Here is a 15,988-nt window from a genome sequence, read left to right on the forward strand (position 1 = left end):
TCAGCATCCTAGCAGGAGCAGCGCAGCATGCCTACGCTTAGACGCCGGCAGTGACAACCTCCGGCATATTGTTTTTCTTCTGCCGGAACACAAACGAATGCAGTAGGAAGTAGTTCCAGAACATCACCGCACCAATGGCTGCAGCTTTGGAAAGGTTCGAGATAATGGGCAAAGCGACCTGTGGCAGGAGATACACACCGATGGTGATGAAGAGCGCCGTGAAGGCGACGTTCAGGAAATACGCGAGAGCATACGCCATTGCAAAGCGCATCGCCTGCTTGCCGGCATTCCCCTGGCGGTGACGGAACGCGAAGAATTTATTGATGAGAAAGACTGCCAAACTGGAAATCAGTGTCGAGAAGATGTTTGCAAAGCGCGGATCCAGCCCTGCACCCACACTCAGAAGGTTGAGAAGCGAAAAGTCGATAATCGCACCGCTGCCGCCGGCAATCATGAATTTCCAGAGCTGGGATGCATGCCTGCGGAAAAGTGCTTTGATCATGCGGGTAAGCCGTTCCAGGCTTTGTAGGTAAGGGCAAGCCCCTCAGACAGAGGAACCCAGTCCATCGACTGTAACACAGGATGCATCGGGAGCATCGGGATTGTGCGGTTTTCTACATTTTTTGCAGGTTCAAATGCAATAGGGAGTCCCGGTCGGACGAGATCGCGAATCTGCTCGGCAAGCTGACGGACGGTCACCACCTGATTGGTCGTGATGTACTGAACGCCTTGTGCACCGGCATCAATGAGTGTCATGACGGCGCGGACAAGATCACCCACATAGAGGAACGCGCGCTCCTGTGTACCGTCGCCCCACACTTCCAGCTTGTCTTTGCTGTCTCTGGTCTGGACCATGAGAGCCGGGATCAGGTTGGCATCTTCGTTAAACGTATCGCGCGGACCATAGACGCCGACCGGTCGGAGAATGAGAAGCGGAAATTTGCGCTGCCGTGCAGCAGTCAGCCACAGGGTGCAGCACAGCGCTTTGCCCAGAACATAACCGTCAATACTGCCTGACTGCGCAATGGCGATAGGATCAATGGCAGGTGGCACGTTTGCGGTGCTGAAGAACGTAACTGATGCCGAAGACTCACATTCTTTCATGGCTTCAAGCAGCGCAAGCGTCATACGAACGTTATCGTTAATGACATCGCTCGGGCGCTTCTGGTGATACTCGGTATTCCGACGGCTGGCCGCAAGATGGAAGATATCGTCAACGCCACGGACGAGAGTTGTACAATATGCAGGATCACGCAGGTCACCCTCAATCCACTCCACTTCCGCTCTGCGTGACGACAGCGCACGGTAATTTTCAGCACGCAACGGCACACGGACTTTCACTCCGTGGTCGAGCAGATATTCAACAAGGAAGCTTCCAATAAATCCCGTACCGCCGGTGACAAGAGCAGTGCGTCCCGCCCAAGACTTGGTCATGCCGGGAGCGTACAGAGTTTTGTTAGCTGTTACCAGTTAACAAACGGGTTATGGGTAATGGGTTATGAGTTATGGGAAGACCGAGAAATGAAGGTTGATACTTTTGATAATAAAAAAAGAATTCCACCCCCGGTAACCCATAACTCATAACCTATAACCTCTCAAATAACTGGCAAGACCCCCCTCCAATCCCTATACTCCGCCCATGTCAGAAGCACCTATCAGTATCTGCGTTGTCGGTCTCGGCTATGTCGGCCTGCCACTGGCGCATGCCTTTGCAAAAAAAGGATATGACGTCTGCGGGTTCGATATCAGCAGCCGTCGTATTGAGGAACTGAAAAACGGACATGACCGCACACTCGAACTGAGCGAGCACCAGCTGAAAGAAGTGAGTATCCGATTTAGCGATGATCCAAGCATTATTAAAATGGCGAACGTGGTGATTATGGCGCTGCCGACTCCTGTGGACGATGACAACAATCCGGACATGACCATTCTGCTCGATGCAACCAAAACTGTCGGACAGAATCTGCAGAAAGGCGCGATTGTCGTGTACGAATCCACCGTGTATCCGGGTGTAACAGAGGATTTGTGTGCGCCTATTCTTGAAAAAGAATCCGGACTTGTCTGGCGTGAAGGGTTTCATCTGGGCTACTCCCCCGAACGCATCAACCCGGGTGACAAAACCCATACAGTCGAAACCATCATCAAAATTGTCTCCGGTGATGACGAGCAGACCCTGGATACCGTTGCGGATCTCTATGGATCTGTCGTAAGAGCAGGCATCCACCGTGCTCCGAGCATCAAGGTGGCAGAAATGGCGAAGGCAATCGAAAATGCCCAGCGCGATCTGAATATCGCGTACGTCAACGAAATCGCGATGATGAGCGTGAAACTCGGGATCAAGTCCGGTGATGTCTTTGCCGCTGCCGGCACCAAATGGAACTTCCTTCCCTTTCGCCCGGGCCTCGTCGGCGGACACTGTATTGGAGTGGACCCGTATTACCTGGTGGAAAAAGCAAAACAAATGGGCATGACCACGCACGTCATCAGTGCAGGACGCATGATCAATGACGGCATGAGCAAGTTCGTGGCGGATCAGGTGCTGCAGGCACTGACCACTCCTCCAAGCAAAGCGCGCGTTCTGGTCCTTGGACTCACCTTCAAGGAAGACGTGCCCGACACCAGAAACAGCAAAGTGCATGACGTTATCAAGTCACTGGAAGCAGAAGGAGTGACCGTCGAAGCACACGATCCGTTTCTGACCGAGGCAGAGATCATGCACATGAAGCACACACCGGGTTCTCTGGAAAAAGGTCCGTACGATGCCATCCTGATGCTCGTGTCGCACGCCGCCTACCGCTCACTGCCTCTTCAGACAATGATTGATGCCACGAAGGAAAGCGGCATTATCTACGATCTGAAATCCTCTCTGGATAGCCAGGCAATTGCCGACGCCGGCCGCATCTATCTGTCACTCTAAACATACATGCCATCCGCACGGTATTACTGGCCGCTGGCGCTGCTCCTTGGCGCGCTCGCTGCAATCGTCCTGCTGACTGTCCGTCCATACAGCGGAAACATGACATCGTTTTTTCACATGGATACGATTACCGCGGAAAAATACGGCGTTCCGGAACAGTTCGTCCTGCTCAGTGTTCCGGGGTATGACGGTGAACAGTACTACCAGATTGCCAGGCACATGGGCATTCTCGTACAACCTAACTTGTGGGAAAAGCTCGCGATTCACCCGACCATTGCCTACTCGTACCAGCGTTTTTTATTGCCGGTGACTGCGTATATCCTGGCATTCGGTCAGACGCACCTGCTCCCCTACAGCTTCCTTTTCATTCAGATTGCGAGCCTGCTTTGCGTGGCAGGCGCCATTCTCTGGTTCCACCCGAGGCGTGCGCTGTATAGCATTGCACTCGCCCTGTCTCCTGCCGCAATGATTGGACTGCACTTCTCTCTTGCAGAGCCGCTCACGCTCGCACTGCTGACCGTGTTTCTGGTTCGCTTTATTGATCGGGCCAAACTCAACACCATTGATATCATCCTGCTGTCACTCTTCGTGCTGACCCGGGAAGTGAATATTATTTTTATCGGGCTGCTGTTTTTGTACCTCGTCTGGAAGCGCAGGTGGCAGGACTGTTTTCTGCTAATCATCCCGATCGCAACCTTCCTCGCACTCCACGCCCTCATCTACAAGGTCTTCCATGAAGTGCCATTCCTCTGGAGCACGGACAAACACTCTCTACCGTTTACCGCGATTATCGATATTCTGCGCGGCGCAAAGGGCTACGACATGTATACACTTTCATCCATTGCACTCTTTGCCGGGTTCGTTCTTCCCGCTTTTCTCTGGTCACTCTGGAATCTGTGGAAGAAAAATATGACCGTATTCCTGCCTCTTTTTTCCGTACTGTTCCTGGGCCTCATGCTCCTGATGCCGGACCACATCTGGGGCTCCATCACCTCAATTGGCCGGGTGATTACGCCGGTCTATCCACTCGTCCTGCTCCAGGCTGCAGAACATGATACGCTCCCTGCACGCCTGATTGCCGTTGCCGTGCTTTTTCTGGGAGTCGGCATCGCGATTGCCCTCGCTCTGCTCCCGCATCCGTTCACGCTCTCATGACCCCCGAACTCAGCATCATTGTGCCGGTCTACAACGAAGCACGGACGCTGGAAAAAATCATGTCCGCTATTGTGAGCGCCTGCCCGGGCGCACAGATTGTCTATGTGGATGACGGATCGACAGACGCATCGCTTGAGCTTTTGCATGCGCACGCCAGACCAGCTGATCTGGTCCTCACCAAACCAAATGGCGGGAAGGGTTCTGCTATCCGGCTGGGACTCGAGAATGCAACAGGTGCCTATACCGTTATTCAGGATGCGGATCTGGAATATGATCCAAAAGAAATTGATCTGCTCATCAGCCGCGCTACACAAGAACCGGGCACGGTCGTCTTCGGCTCACGCTTCTTCCACGGAAAAACCCCGCATATTTACTGGCGGTTTCTCATGGGCAACAAAGCAATGACCGCACTCATGAATATTCTCTTCTTTGCCCGCCTGACCGACACCTATACCTGCTACAAACTGCTGCCGACAGATCTCTTCCGGAATCTGAATCTGACAAGCAACGGCTTTGAACTCGAAGCGGAAATTACCGCCAAGTGCCTGAGAAAAGGCACACGCATCGTCGAAATTCCCATCAGCTACCATCCGCGCAGTATTGAGGAAGGCAAAAAGATTAACTGGAAGGACGCGGTGAAAGGGGCGATGATGATGGTGAAGATACGGTGTGGTGGATAGCTTGCGGCTTTTAGGAATAAAAAGACCTGAGAGAATTCACAGTCTAAGAAATACATGGGAGGGGCCCCGTCGCCAAGGAGGGTTGTGCTAGGTCTTTCTGATACTCTCTGCCGCCACCCCCACCGCCATCACCAGCACCCCAAACAGCAACCCCAAGAACAACCCGATAATCCCAATCCACGACATGGCAATCATGCCACAGACAACCGCACACGTCGCGAGCAGCAGAAACAGCTTGAGTGGATTGTAATGCGCGATGGATTCAACCATATACTGTAGGGTGCGGAGGCTATCACGGATAATCCTGACTTTGGTGTGGCCGAAGCGTTTGTAGTATTCAATAGGAGCATACTGCACTTTCATGCCTGTGAAAAAATACGCAAGCGTCATCGTGGTCGGCAGGCTGAAGCCGTTACAGAGATGCGGGAAATACGGGAGAATCTCGCTCCGCCGGAATGCGCGCATGCCGGAGTTAATGTCAGGAATGCGTTTGCCTGTCGCAAATTCAGCAAGGAATCGAAAGACGATCCGTGCCATCCACTTCAGCAAACGCCCGTTGTAGGCCTTGCCATGTCTCGCGCCAACGACCAGGTTGTAGCCTTCATCCAGTGCAGTCAGCAAGGTGGCAATGGATGCGACCGGATAGGTGCCGTCACTATCCATCATGATAATCCGGTCACAGAACGCCTGCTCCACGCCGTCTTTCACGCTCTTCCCCGCCCCCATGTTCAACTGATGACGAATGAGCTTGGCCCCGTTTTCCTGCGCAATGGCAGCAGTCCGATCCGTTGAGGCATCGTCGACCACGATGATCTCTGCATCCGGGTACGTACGACGAATATCCTGCAGCACAGAAGCGATGCCCTCTTCCTCGTTATACGCCGGCAGAATAATGCTGAAAGACGCCATGGAGGGACAGAATATCCTGTACGGGCATGGCATGCCATGCCCCTATCGAAATTTGATGCCGATCTTTATACTGATTCTATGAAAAAGGCACTGATTACAGGAATCACCGGGCAGGACGGCTCGTATCTGGCAGAACTGCTGCTGGAAAAAGGCTATGAGGTGCATGGCATTATCAGGCGCTCAAGCACGGTGGTGAAAACACGTCTGGATCATATTTTCCAGGACCCGCACACGAAGAACCTGAAACTCTTCATGCATTATGGGGATTTGTCTGATGGAAGTAATTTGAACCGCCTTCTGAAAGACATCCGCCCCGATGAAATTTACCATCTCGGAGCACAGAGTCACGTGCGCGTGAGTTTCGATATTCCGGAATATACGGGTGATGTGACTGGCCTCGGAACACTGCGCCTGCTGGAGGCAATCCGCGATGTCGATTTCCCGGTGAAGTTCTACAACGCTGCGTCGAGCGAGATGTTTGGCAATGCAAAGACGCTGCCGATTACCGAAGAGACACCCTTCCGCCCCGCCTCCCCCTACGCCATCTCCAAACTGTTCTCGTACTGGATGACGGTCAATTACCGCGAAAGCTACAACCTGTTTGCCGTGAACGGCATTCTCTTCAACCACGAATCCCCGCGCCGCGGCGAAACATTCGTGACCCGCAAAATCTCCCGTGGCTTTGCACGCATGCATGCCGGACTGGACACCCTCCTCTACCTCGGAAACCTCGACGCAAAACGCGACTGGGGATATGCAAAAGAATACGTGGAAGGTATGTGGCTCATGCTGCAGGTAGAGAAGCCAGACGACTACATTCTGGCTACGAATGAGACCCATACTGTGCGCGAATTTGCAGAAGAGACTGCACGCTTCTTTGGCTATGAACTGCAGTGGAAAGGAAGCGGCGTAGATGAAATCGGGTTCGATGCAACAAGTGGCAAAGAACTGATCCACATTGATCCGCGCTACTTCCGCCCGACTGAGGTTGATGTCCTTCTGGGTGATGCATCCAAGGCAAAAAAGCTTCTTGGCTGGGAACCGAAAATCACCTTCACAGAACTCGCCCGCCTGATGGCTGAGGCAGAGCAGTTTGAAAATGCTTCTTAGCTCTGTGACTTATACCACGTAATAGTATTTTTAATGCCTTCCTCCAGAGGCATGCCCGCACGGAATCCGAAAAGCTCTTCCGCTTTTGATGTATCCAGACAGCGTCGCGGCTGGCCGTTCGGGACCGATGTATTCCACTGAATGTCGCCTGTGTACCCGATTTCAGCTGCAATGAGGTGTGCAAGATCCTTCACGGCAATCTCACGGCTGGCACCGATATTAATAGGCTCAGGACTGTCATACTGCTCTGCGGCAAGCACAATGCCGTTGGCGGCATCATCCACATACAGAAACTCGCGTGTCGGCGTACCATCACCCCAGAGCATGACGGACGGCGCCCCACTTTCCTGCGCTTCCAGAAATTTCCGGATGAGACCCGGAATGACATGAGAAGTTTCTGGATCAAAGTTATCACGTGGGCCGTAGAGATTAACCAGAAGCAGATGAATGGAGCGGAAGCCGTACTGCTGACGATATGCATTGCCCTGGACCAGCAGCATTTTCTTTGCGATTCCGTAGGGAGCATTCACTTTCTCCGGATAGCCGTCCCAGAGTGTTTCTTCCCGCAGAGGAATGGGTGCCCACTCGGGGTATGCACACACCGATCCGACACCGATAAATTTCTCGACACCGGCCTTGTACGCAAAGTGCTGGGCATTGGTCCCGATGGTCAGGTTGTTATAGTAAAAATCCGCCGGATGCTCACGCGCATCTTTGATTCCCCCGACATGCGCAGCACAGTGGATGACAATCTCGGGACGCAGATCACGGTACATGGCTTCTGCCGCAACCTGATTGCGAAGATCATATTCCGCACTGCTCGGCGCAAGAATTTCTCCCGCCCAATCGGTTTTTTTGAGCCTTTCACATACCGCAGATCCCAGGAATCCTTTGCCGCCAGTCACAAGAACGCGTTTGGTCATAGAGAGTCTTTGCCAACCGTCAGAATATCCGGCAGCGGGAATAGTAAATGTCCACCCTTCTCCAGGTATGACCGCATGTTCTGGGTAATAGTAGTGCGGAAATGCCACGGCAGGACTAGGTAATAGTCGGGGTGACGCGCATCGGCATCGGCCTGGGAGATGATGGGAATATGCGTACCCGGCGTCATTTTGCCGAACTTATCCGGATTCACTTCCGCAACATACGGAATATCTTCGGCAGTGAATCCGCAGTACTGCAGCACAACATTTCCTTTGGTGGAGGCTCCTAATGCAAACACAGTCTTCCCTTTTGCATTGATGGCGTCGATCGTGGCACGGAGATGACGGCGATGCTCTTCCACGCGTGTACGGAACTCTGCATAAACCTGTAATCCATTGATGCCAAGCAGCTCCTCATGGTTCCGCAAATCTTCCGCCGCCGTTGTTTTCTGAGCAAGAAGAGGATTGCCTGTTTTCACCGCTGTCACACGGAAGCTTCCTCCGTTGGCTCCATTCAGACTGACATCCAGAACCGTCATGCCCGCGCGCTCCAGCATCCACTCAATCTGCCGCATGGCGTAGTACTCCAGATGTTCATGGCAGACTGTGTCGTACGCATTGGCCTCCAGCATGGAGGGCAGGTAGCTCTGCTCAAACAGCCAGAGTCCGTTGTCATCCAGAATAGACGCGATACCGTTCACGAACGCCTGCGGATCTTCGAGATCATAAAACATCGCAATCGAGGTGATCACTTTCGCCTTCACCGGACCCAGCTCTTTGGTGAAACGTGCAGCATCAAAAAAGTGTGGAATAAGCTGCATGTTCTCTTTGTAAAACTCCGAGAAATGCACAGCGCTCGGATCCATGCCGACAAGCCTATATCCCTGTCCATGGAAAAACGTGAGAAGCGTTGCATCATTGCTGCCGATATCGAGAATCGTGTCACCTTCCTGAAGGATGCCCCGTGCTTTAATGGAGTCAGCAATACCCTCCAGATGTTCCACCATCCAGCGATTCAGTCCTGAGCGATACCCGTAATCCTCCCCGTACATCTCTTCCAGATCCCCGCTGTGCTTCAACTGCACAAGTCCGCAGGCACCATCTCCTTCACATTTCACCAGTTCCAGCGGCTGCACCTGTACTTCCTCCGAAGTACTTGCAGGGAAAATGCCCGTCAGAGCCTGATTCCCAAGATCAAGAATGCTCACAAGATGCGTGTTTTTGCAGATTCTGCACTGGGAAATGGCTTGGATCATAAGTGGGTGAACGATAGTGAATTCGCGCGCGTGCCGCAAGGAAAGCAGTAACTGGAAGAATCGGCGCTTTTCTATTACACTGCCGGTCCATGAAGACGATCGTCGTCACCGGCGGACTGGGCTTTATCGGCTCGTACTTTGTCGAGCTTGCTCTGCAAAGCGGCTACCATGTCATCAATATCGATAAGCGGACCTATGCCGCACGCACAGATCTGACATTTGAAACACATCCGCATTATGAATTTCTGGAACAGGATATCTGCTCCATCAAACACCTGCCCCCGAACGTCGACACCGTGGTGAATTTTGCGGCAGAAAGCCATGTCGACAACTCCATCGTCGCCAATCAGGTATTTTTTGAAAGCAACACGCGCGGCGTCTATAACCTGCTGGAAATCATCCGTGCAAAAGATGTGAGTGACCGCCCGGAATTCGTGCATATTTCCACCGATGAAGTCTACGGCAGCATGATGCAGGGCGCAGCGACAGAAGAGCAGGTGCTCTGTCCCAGCAGTCCCTACTCCGCAACAAAGGCAGCCGCAGATCAGCTGATTCTTGCCTGGGCAAAAACATACGGCATCCGCTACAAAATCTGCCGCAGCTGCAATAATTACGGATTCGGCCAGTACCCGGAAAAGCTCTTTGCCAAAACCGTCGTGCATCTGGCCAACAACAAAAAAATGACCGTGCACGGGGACGGCACCTACATCCGCGAATGGCTGTATGCGGCGGATAACGTCCGGGCTATCCTGCAGATTATGGAGCAGGGCGGTGAGAATGAAATCTATAACATTTCCTCCAACGAGGAATACAGCGTGATGGATGTGGTGCAGATGATTGTGGAAGTCATGAAGCCCGGCGAGAACTGGGAAAACTGGGTGGAGCGCATTGAAAACCGGCAGGGGCAGGACGGACGCTACTCGGTGGATTGCAGCAAACTACGGGCACTCGGATGGAAACCGACAGTTGCCCTGAAGGACTACATCCCGACCTATATCGATCTCTACCAAAAAGCCAATGGATAATGCCCTGTACAAGTGGATCACCATTGAAAGCCATGGAAAGAATGTGGGTGATTTACTGATGTTCGAGGAAGGCACAAATCTTCCTTTTAGGATCGGGAAAGTACTGGTCGTCAAAAATGTCCCGACGGATGCAGTCCGCGGAAAACATGCGCATAAAACGGTCAAAGAAATTGTGGTTCCACTGCAGGGAGGATGCGTGGTCGATGTGACCGACGGCACACGGACAGAAAGCGTCACGCTCGATTCTCCGGGAAAACCGCTCCTGCTGCCCGCACTCGTCTGGCGGACTCTGCATCATTTCCAGCCGGATACCATTCTGCTGATTGTTGCGGATGGTCCGTACGACGAAGCAGATTATCTGCGCAATTACGATGAATTTCTGGCGTATCTGGCTCAGCAGAAAAAAGACTGATCCTATTTAGCGCCTGAACCGGTGACGCAGAACATGGGACACAAAAAGCGGATTTCTGATGAGCGCGTTTGCATAGAGCCACACCGACAACAGACGTGACTGCCGTGCCGCATGACGGGCAAGCAGGCACAGATATTCCGATACGCTGTGACGGACAATCTGCGCATCGCGCACAGACAGCCGGCGGTTTCTTCTGAATGCACGATGCAGACGCAGGCAGAGCGCGGCAGCCATGCGAACCTGTGACAGGCTCACCGGTTCGCTGCCATCCATCGCCAGCCGCAATGCACGGACAGATTCCGCCGGAACAGGCTCTTTCAAAAGAGAGGTAGACAGCCTTCCAATGACAGAACAGGCAGTGTCTTCTTCCGCAGCCTTGTGACGTGATGTGAAATTACCATCCCACACACGATACTGTGCGAGGACTTCGGGAATATTAGCGATTGCATGGGACTGACTCAGGCGCGCGAGGAAATCATAATCCTCCGACGCTTCATCGTGGTACCAGCCCAGCTGCTCAAATGTATCGCGACGAATGAGTGTCGCACAGGCTGCAAGCGGATTGCGGAAATGCAGCAGCCAGGCGATGAGTGCAGGCGATGACGGATGACGAAGAATGCCGGTTACGGTTCCGTCGCCATCGATGATATCGACCCAGCTGCCAACGGCTGCAATGTCCGGGTGGGCATCCAGAAAATTCACCCCCTTCCACAGGCGCTGCGGCAGGCTGATGTCATCCGCGCCGGTGATGGCGATATATCTACCACGAGCCAGCGCGAAACCTGCATTGAATGCAGCGATTTTTCCGGCATTGGGTGACAGGCGGTGCAAGCGGATACGTGCATCTGTTGCCGCATACCGCGCGATGATTGCAGGCGTGTCATCGGTAGATCCGTCATCCACAATGATGCATTCGAAATCCCGGAATTGCTGGGCGAGAATACTTTCGATGGTCTGTCCGACAAAGCGCGCCCCGTTATACACCGGCACAATCACGCTCACGACAGGATCTGTGACGGCCAGTGTCACGTCCGTAGATGTTCCCGCAGGAACATCCCCTGCCAACACAGCGGCGGGATCTGGAGTCGAAAAGCCCATTGCTGCAAACATCGCATGGAAGCGGTGAATGTAGGTATGTTCCTGCATCGTGCGCTCGTATCCGCTCCGGGCAATGGCGGCGCGTTCCTCTTCATATGAAAGGTAGTACCGTACTTTTTCCACCAGATCGTCTGTAGACGTAAAGACCGCAACATCTTTTCCAGGAGTGTAATAATCAGGAAGAAGCGGGGCATCGCCAGTGAGCAGAAAGCCGCCGCATGCCGGCACTTCGAGCAAGCGCCCTTTAATCTGTTTCGGGAACTTCAGGCCGATTTTTCCTTTCCACCCCGGACGCACGGACGCATCGGAAAAATTCAGATTGATGCGGCTGCGACCGAAGACCTCCACCATTTCAGACTGGGATAACCTGCCACCCTCCCATCCACGCCCCCACGTACGGACGGAAAAACCTTCTTTTTTCAGGCGCTCAATAGCCGCTCCTCTCCCGCCGTACGATCGCCCGACAAAGGTGACATCGTAGAGCGGCGCATTCGTATTTTTTGTATAGAGAAAAGGATTACACGCCCAACGAACGTACTCCGCATGCGCCGCACCCAACCGGCGGTAAAGCGGAACACAGTGCTTATCAACCGTGAAAATCCAGTCGAAGGAGCGGGCCCATCTGCTCGAAAATCCGCGGAAGCGGAATGTGTCGTCACAGAACCAGTTCAGGGTGACCGTTTCGGTCTGCTCGGTGATGGCACGCATGACATCTTTGTCGATCTCATTTTTGTAGAGCGAACAAAAAAGAATATCCGGTTTTTCGCGGTCAACAGTCTCCCGCAGCAGACGATTCATAGCGGTCCGTCCGTGCTCTTTCAGAAGAGTCATGAAATCGAAATACAGCACCTCGCACCCCATGCGCACCAGCGCATCATGAAACTGATAGTGCTCATACCCATACCCCTGTTCCTGCACGCCGTAATCATATTTCATAACAGCAAGCAGAACTTTCAGGCGCCTGCCTGACTGCGCCGATGCAGAAGAATCATGAGTCACGCGCGATCAGGAGAATTTCTGAGCTTCCCAGTACGAATGGAATACCCCCTTCTTGGCGAGCAGCTCATCAAGTGATCCCTGTTCCACACATTTGCCGTGTTCAATGACGACAATGTTGTCTGCGTTCTTGATGGTTGAGAGCCTGTGTGCGATGACGATCGACGTTTTGCCCTTGGTCACTTTATCGATGGCAGACTGAATGAGGGCTTCCGTACGGCTATCGAGAGAACTGGTTGCTTCGTCCAGAATGAGAATATCGGCACCCTTCAAAAGCGCGCGTGCAATGGAGACACGCTGCTTCTCACCACCCGAGAGCTGCACGCCGCGGTCACCGACAATGGTATCGAGCCCCTGAGGAAGCTTCGCGACAAACTCGGAGAGAGATGCTTCCGCCACTGCGTCTTCAATCTGTTTTTTGGTAACATCTTTGAATCCGTACGCAATGTTATTGCCAATCGTATCATTGAAAAGCAGCGTATCCTGACTCACCAGTGCCATACGGGAGCGGAGTGATTCGAGGGTGAATGCGCGGATATCGGTACCATCCACAAACAGCATATCCGGACCGCAGTCGTAGTACCGCATCAGGATACTCATCAGCGTGGTTTTGCCCGAACCCGTTGGACCGACAATGGCGGTCATTTTGCTCTTCTCAATGGAGAACGAAATATCAGTAAGCACTTCGCGGCTTTCGGGATACGAGAAATGGAAGTGCTTGAAATCGATGGATTTTTTGAGGCCCGCAAATTCTTTCGATCCGCCGGGAACACTGAATTTTTCCTCATTATTGAAGATCTTCAGAATCTCCGTGACAGGCCCGGACGCACTCGCGATCTGTGAGCGGAAACCGGTCAGTGTGGAAAACTTGATCGCTGAGTTCATGACCAGATAGAAATACACGATCATGGTGGACGGCGTCAGCTGGGACCCTGGGAGCAGAAAGAGGATGACGCCAAAGAGTGCGATCATGGCCACGAGTGTTTCGAGTTCGTTGATGGGATTGACCATGTTGAAGAAAATGCTGTTTTTGAACCACGTGGCGGACAGCTGATCGCTGAGCTTTTTGTACCTCCCCTGCTCCAGAGACTGGGCATTATGCGCGAGCACGACCGGAATCATGGTGAGGATTTCGATGGATTTTTTCTGGAGTGTTTTGGATGCATCGGCAATCTGTGCGGAAATAGCGCGGATCTTTTTGATGACAAAAGAGACAGTGAAGTGCAGCACCAAAAAGAGAGGAATCGCATACGCGGTGAGCTGCCACGACAGCGTGCACATGATGATGAAGTACGTGAGAACGGAAAACGCCTGGCTCAGATACCGGTCGAAGCCGATCAGCGGATTCATCGCAAGCTCGGTAAATGTCGTGAGCACGGTGTTATGGTGACCGATGGTGGAGCGGTCAAAGAAGAACTTTCCGAAGGTCAGGTAGCGGGAGAAAATCTGTTTGCGGAGATGATGTGCGGTGCGATACGCCAGAAAACACATGCTGAGCATGGACACATACCGGAGCAGATTTTTAGATACGACCGCAACCACAAACACCGTCAGAATAAAAAGAAGGACCGCCTGATCCGTCGCACTCCAGGATGCAGGAAAATAGGACAAAATCTCCGTGGTCTGCGCATTTGCACGGATGAAACTGAAATCACGGTTAAAGAGCCCCTGCACAATCGGTACAAGAAGCAGAACGCTGATTCCTTCGAATGCGGCAGCAACAGCGGAAAGCAGTCCCGGCACAATAAAATACGCAGGCTTCATGCCCGCATTGCGCAGCATCATGAACATCTGCCGGAAATTCGACCATTCACCCATAGAGTAAGTATAGAGAAGGTCAGCGGTCAGGATAAGGGGAAGGAATGCGATTTTTTGCGTACGAAGCGTCAATCGGTACAATCCAGTCATGACTACCTTTCGCCAGTCCCTCTGGGACGCACGTTACGTTTTGATGGTTGCCGGAGCCGTTCTGGCTTTCAAAGCTGTTTTTATCCTGCTGTCGTCCATCAAAGGGCTCTCACTGACCAGCTGGATTATTGATGATGCATTCATTGAAATGGCGGTCTCACAGAATATCGCCCTAGGGTACGGCTTCACCTACGACTTCGTCCATCCCACAACCGGGTCCCCGTTTTTGTGGACGTATCTGATGTCGCTGTGCTTCATGCTGTTCAATCAGGCACTGGCGGTCAAAGCCTCTCTGATCTTCTCCGGATTCTTCGCATCACTCGCAACCATCGTTGTGTATGTCTTCACGCTGCACATCACCCGTCACAAGACAGCAGCATGGCTCGCATTTCTGATGGCGACTTTTTCCGGCAATGCATTTCTGGAAGCGGTGAACGGTATGGACACCGCCAGCTTCACATTCTTCACTGTCCTTGCTTTTGCACTCTACGCAGGCGTGTGGACGGAGCGTTTGACCCCCATGAAACGCGGACTGGTTACCGGTGTTGCGGTCGCCCTTGCACTCATGACACGCGGTGACGGTATTTTTGTGGCAGGCACCATCGGCCTCATGCAGCTCATCCAGATTGCCCGTGCATCGGACAGAAAATCAGCAATCCGTCTTCTGATCGGCTTTATGGCAACAGCATTCATCGGCTGGGCTGTCATAACTATCTGGCAGATTTCTGTGACCGGCTCACCGTTTCTGGCAAACCAGATCGGACGGCGCGAAATCTCTCTGGCGTGGCATCAGTTCTCGTTCGAAAACTTTGAGCTGCTCCGCTACCTGCGGATTGTCATCTGGAATACATTCGAACTGGAACAGCTCTTCACCGTTGCAACAGGCTCCACGCTCCTCTGTCTGGTCGCGCTGATGTATGGGTACGTGCGCAAAGAAACACGGGAAGCGGCAATCATCACCACCATCTACCTCGTCAGCTTCTGCGGTGCGCTTGTGGCGTATCAGTGGTATTTCGCGGACTTCCACGGTCTGCGCTACATCAATCCCACAGCGCATCTGTTCTTTATTTTTATCGCCTGGATGTTTGTGCAGTTGTTTACCGGCAAAAAAGCGCGGATTCCTCTGGGCATCGGCACGCTGGCGGTAGTAATCCTCTCGCTCTACGCCTTTTACGATCTGTCGAACAAAATGCCCTGGGGTCACCGCATGAGCATTCTTGCGCGACCATCAGCAGAAGATATTGCCGACTTGTGGGAACCGATTGAATGGATAAAGACCAACGTCCCCGAAGGCAGCGTCCTCGGCATCCGCGATCATGGCCGCATTGCACTCTTTACGGGCGTGCCCATTCAGGATATTGCCGGGAATATCGACCCGAACATTCCCGCCCTTCTAAAAGAACCCGATGCCGGCGCCAAGCTCAAGCAGTATTTCCGCGACCGGAATGTGGATTATCTCTTCCTGCTCCGGGAAGGAAAGCGACAGGATAAGATCTATGTCACCATCTATGACAACTTTGAGCTTGAAATGATTCCCGAAGCATCGCGCCTGGATTCCATCCTCTATAGGATCGCCTGGGAGAAGATGGACCTGTAAGC

General features: G+C 52.8%; 14 protein-coding genes. 7 read left to right on the forward strand and 7 right to left on the reverse strand.

Annotation, left to right across the window (positions count from 1 at the left end; all coding sequences use genetic code 11):
• Positions 1–37: 37 nt before the first annotated feature.
• Positions 38–502, reverse strand: a complete 465-nt coding sequence (locus tag K8942_05475; protein ID UPA22468.1) for a GtrA family protein — start codon at positions 500–502, stop codon at positions 38–40.
• Complete coding sequence (locus K8942_05480) at positions 499–1,434, reverse strand: NAD(P)-dependent oxidoreductase (GenBank protein UPA22469.1); 936 nt, start codon at positions 1,432–1,434, stop codon at positions 499–501. Before K8942_05480 ends, K8942_05475 begins: the two co-directional genes overlap by 4 nt.
• 205 nt (positions 1,435–1,639) lie before the next feature.
• On the opposite strand from K8942_05480, the gene K8942_05485 reads away from it, so the two are divergent.
• The 3 genes from K8942_05485 to K8942_05495 are packed head-to-tail and all read left to right on the forward strand — an operon-like array spanning position 1,640 to position 4,752.
• Positions 1,640–2,917, forward strand: a complete 1,278-nt coding sequence (locus K8942_05485) for a nucleotide sugar dehydrogenase (GenBank protein UPA22470.1) — start codon at positions 1,640–1,642, stop codon at positions 2,915–2,917.
• Between the two features lie 6 nt (positions 2,918–2,923).
• Positions 2,924–4,072, forward strand: coding sequence for a hypothetical protein (locus tag K8942_05490; protein ID UPA22471.1), 1,149 nt, complete (start codon positions 2,924–2,926; stop codon positions 4,070–4,072).
• Positions 4,069–4,752, forward strand: a complete 684-nt coding sequence (locus K8942_05495; GenBank protein ID UPA22472.1) for a glycosyltransferase family 2 protein — start codon at positions 4,069–4,071, stop codon at positions 4,750–4,752. The genes K8942_05490 and K8942_05495 overlap by 4 nt, the downstream gene beginning before the upstream one ends.
• An 87-nt stretch (positions 4,753–4,839) precedes the next feature.
• Here K8942_05495 and K8942_05500 read toward each other — a convergent pair whose 3' ends face one another.
• On the reverse strand, positions 4,840–5,661 hold the full coding sequence (locus tag K8942_05500) for a glycosyltransferase family 2 protein (GenBank protein ID UPA22473.1): 822 nt from the start codon (positions 5,659–5,661) through the stop codon (positions 4,840–4,842).
• Between the two features lie 78 nt (positions 5,662–5,739).
• Here K8942_05500 and gmd point away from each other — a divergent pair, with 78 nt between their 5' ends.
• Positions 5,740–6,771 (forward strand): GDP-mannose 4,6-dehydratase, encoded by a 1,032-nt coding sequence (gmd, locus tag K8942_05505; protein ID UPA22474.1) that lies wholly within the window; start codon positions 5,740–5,742, stop codon positions 6,769–6,771.
• Here the strand turns inward: gmd and K8942_05510 are convergent.
• The gene (locus K8942_05510) at positions 6,768–7,694 is read right to left on the reverse strand and encodes a GDP-L-fucose synthase (protein UPA22475.1); all 927 of its coding nucleotides are present in this window, start codon (positions 7,692–7,694) and stop codon (positions 6,768–6,770) included. The genes gmd and K8942_05510 overlap by 4 nt on opposite strands.
• Positions 7,691–8,950: a class I SAM-dependent methyltransferase gene (locus tag K8942_05515; GenBank protein ID UPA22476.1), complete on the reverse strand. Its 1,260-nt coding sequence runs from the start codon at positions 8,948–8,950 to the stop codon at positions 7,691–7,693. Before K8942_05515 ends, K8942_05510 begins: the two co-directional genes overlap by 4 nt.
• An 89-nt stretch (positions 8,951–9,039) precedes the next feature.
• Between K8942_05515 and K8942_05520 the strand changes: the two genes are divergently transcribed.
• Together K8942_05520 and K8942_05525 are read left to right on the forward strand one after the other, a co-directional pair.
• Positions 9,040–9,975 (forward strand): GDP-mannose 4,6-dehydratase, encoded by a 936-nt coding sequence (locus K8942_05520; GenBank protein UPA22477.1) that lies wholly within the window; start codon positions 9,040–9,042, stop codon positions 9,973–9,975.
• On the forward strand, positions 9,968–10,387 hold the full coding sequence (locus K8942_05525) for an FdtA/QdtA family cupin domain-containing protein (GenBank protein ID UPA22478.1): 420 nt from the start codon (positions 9,968–9,970) through the stop codon (positions 10,385–10,387). Before K8942_05520 ends, K8942_05525 begins: the two co-directional genes overlap by 8 nt.
• Positions 10,388–10,393: 6 nt before the next feature.
• On the opposite strand, the gene K8942_05530 is transcribed toward K8942_05525, so the two are convergent.
• Together K8942_05530 and K8942_05535 are read right to left on the reverse strand one after the other, a co-directional pair.
• A complete protein-coding gene (locus K8942_05530; protein ID UPA22479.1) occupies positions 10,394–12,484 on the reverse strand; it encodes a glycosyltransferase in 2,091 nt (696 codons plus the stop codon).
• A gap of 6 nt (positions 12,485–12,490) precedes the next feature.
• Complete coding sequence (locus K8942_05535; protein UPA22480.1) at positions 12,491–14,389, reverse strand: ABC transporter ATP-binding protein/permease; 1,899 nt, start codon at positions 14,387–14,389, stop codon at positions 12,491–12,493.
• Here K8942_05535 and K8942_05540 point away from each other — a divergent pair.
• Positions 14,388–15,986, forward strand: coding sequence for a phospholipid carrier-dependent glycosyltransferase (locus tag K8942_05540; GenBank protein UPA22481.1), 1,599 nt, complete (start codon positions 14,388–14,390; stop codon positions 15,984–15,986). The two genes, K8942_05535 and K8942_05540, sit on opposite strands and share 2 nt — an antisense overlap.
• The last annotated feature ends 2 nt before the right edge of the window (positions 15,987–15,988 follow it).

This window comes from Candidatus Peribacteria bacterium, from assembly GCA_023038255.1.
Taxonomy (GTDB): Bacteria; Patescibacteriota; Gracilibacteria; order Peribacterales; family Peribacteraceae; genus CALREJ01.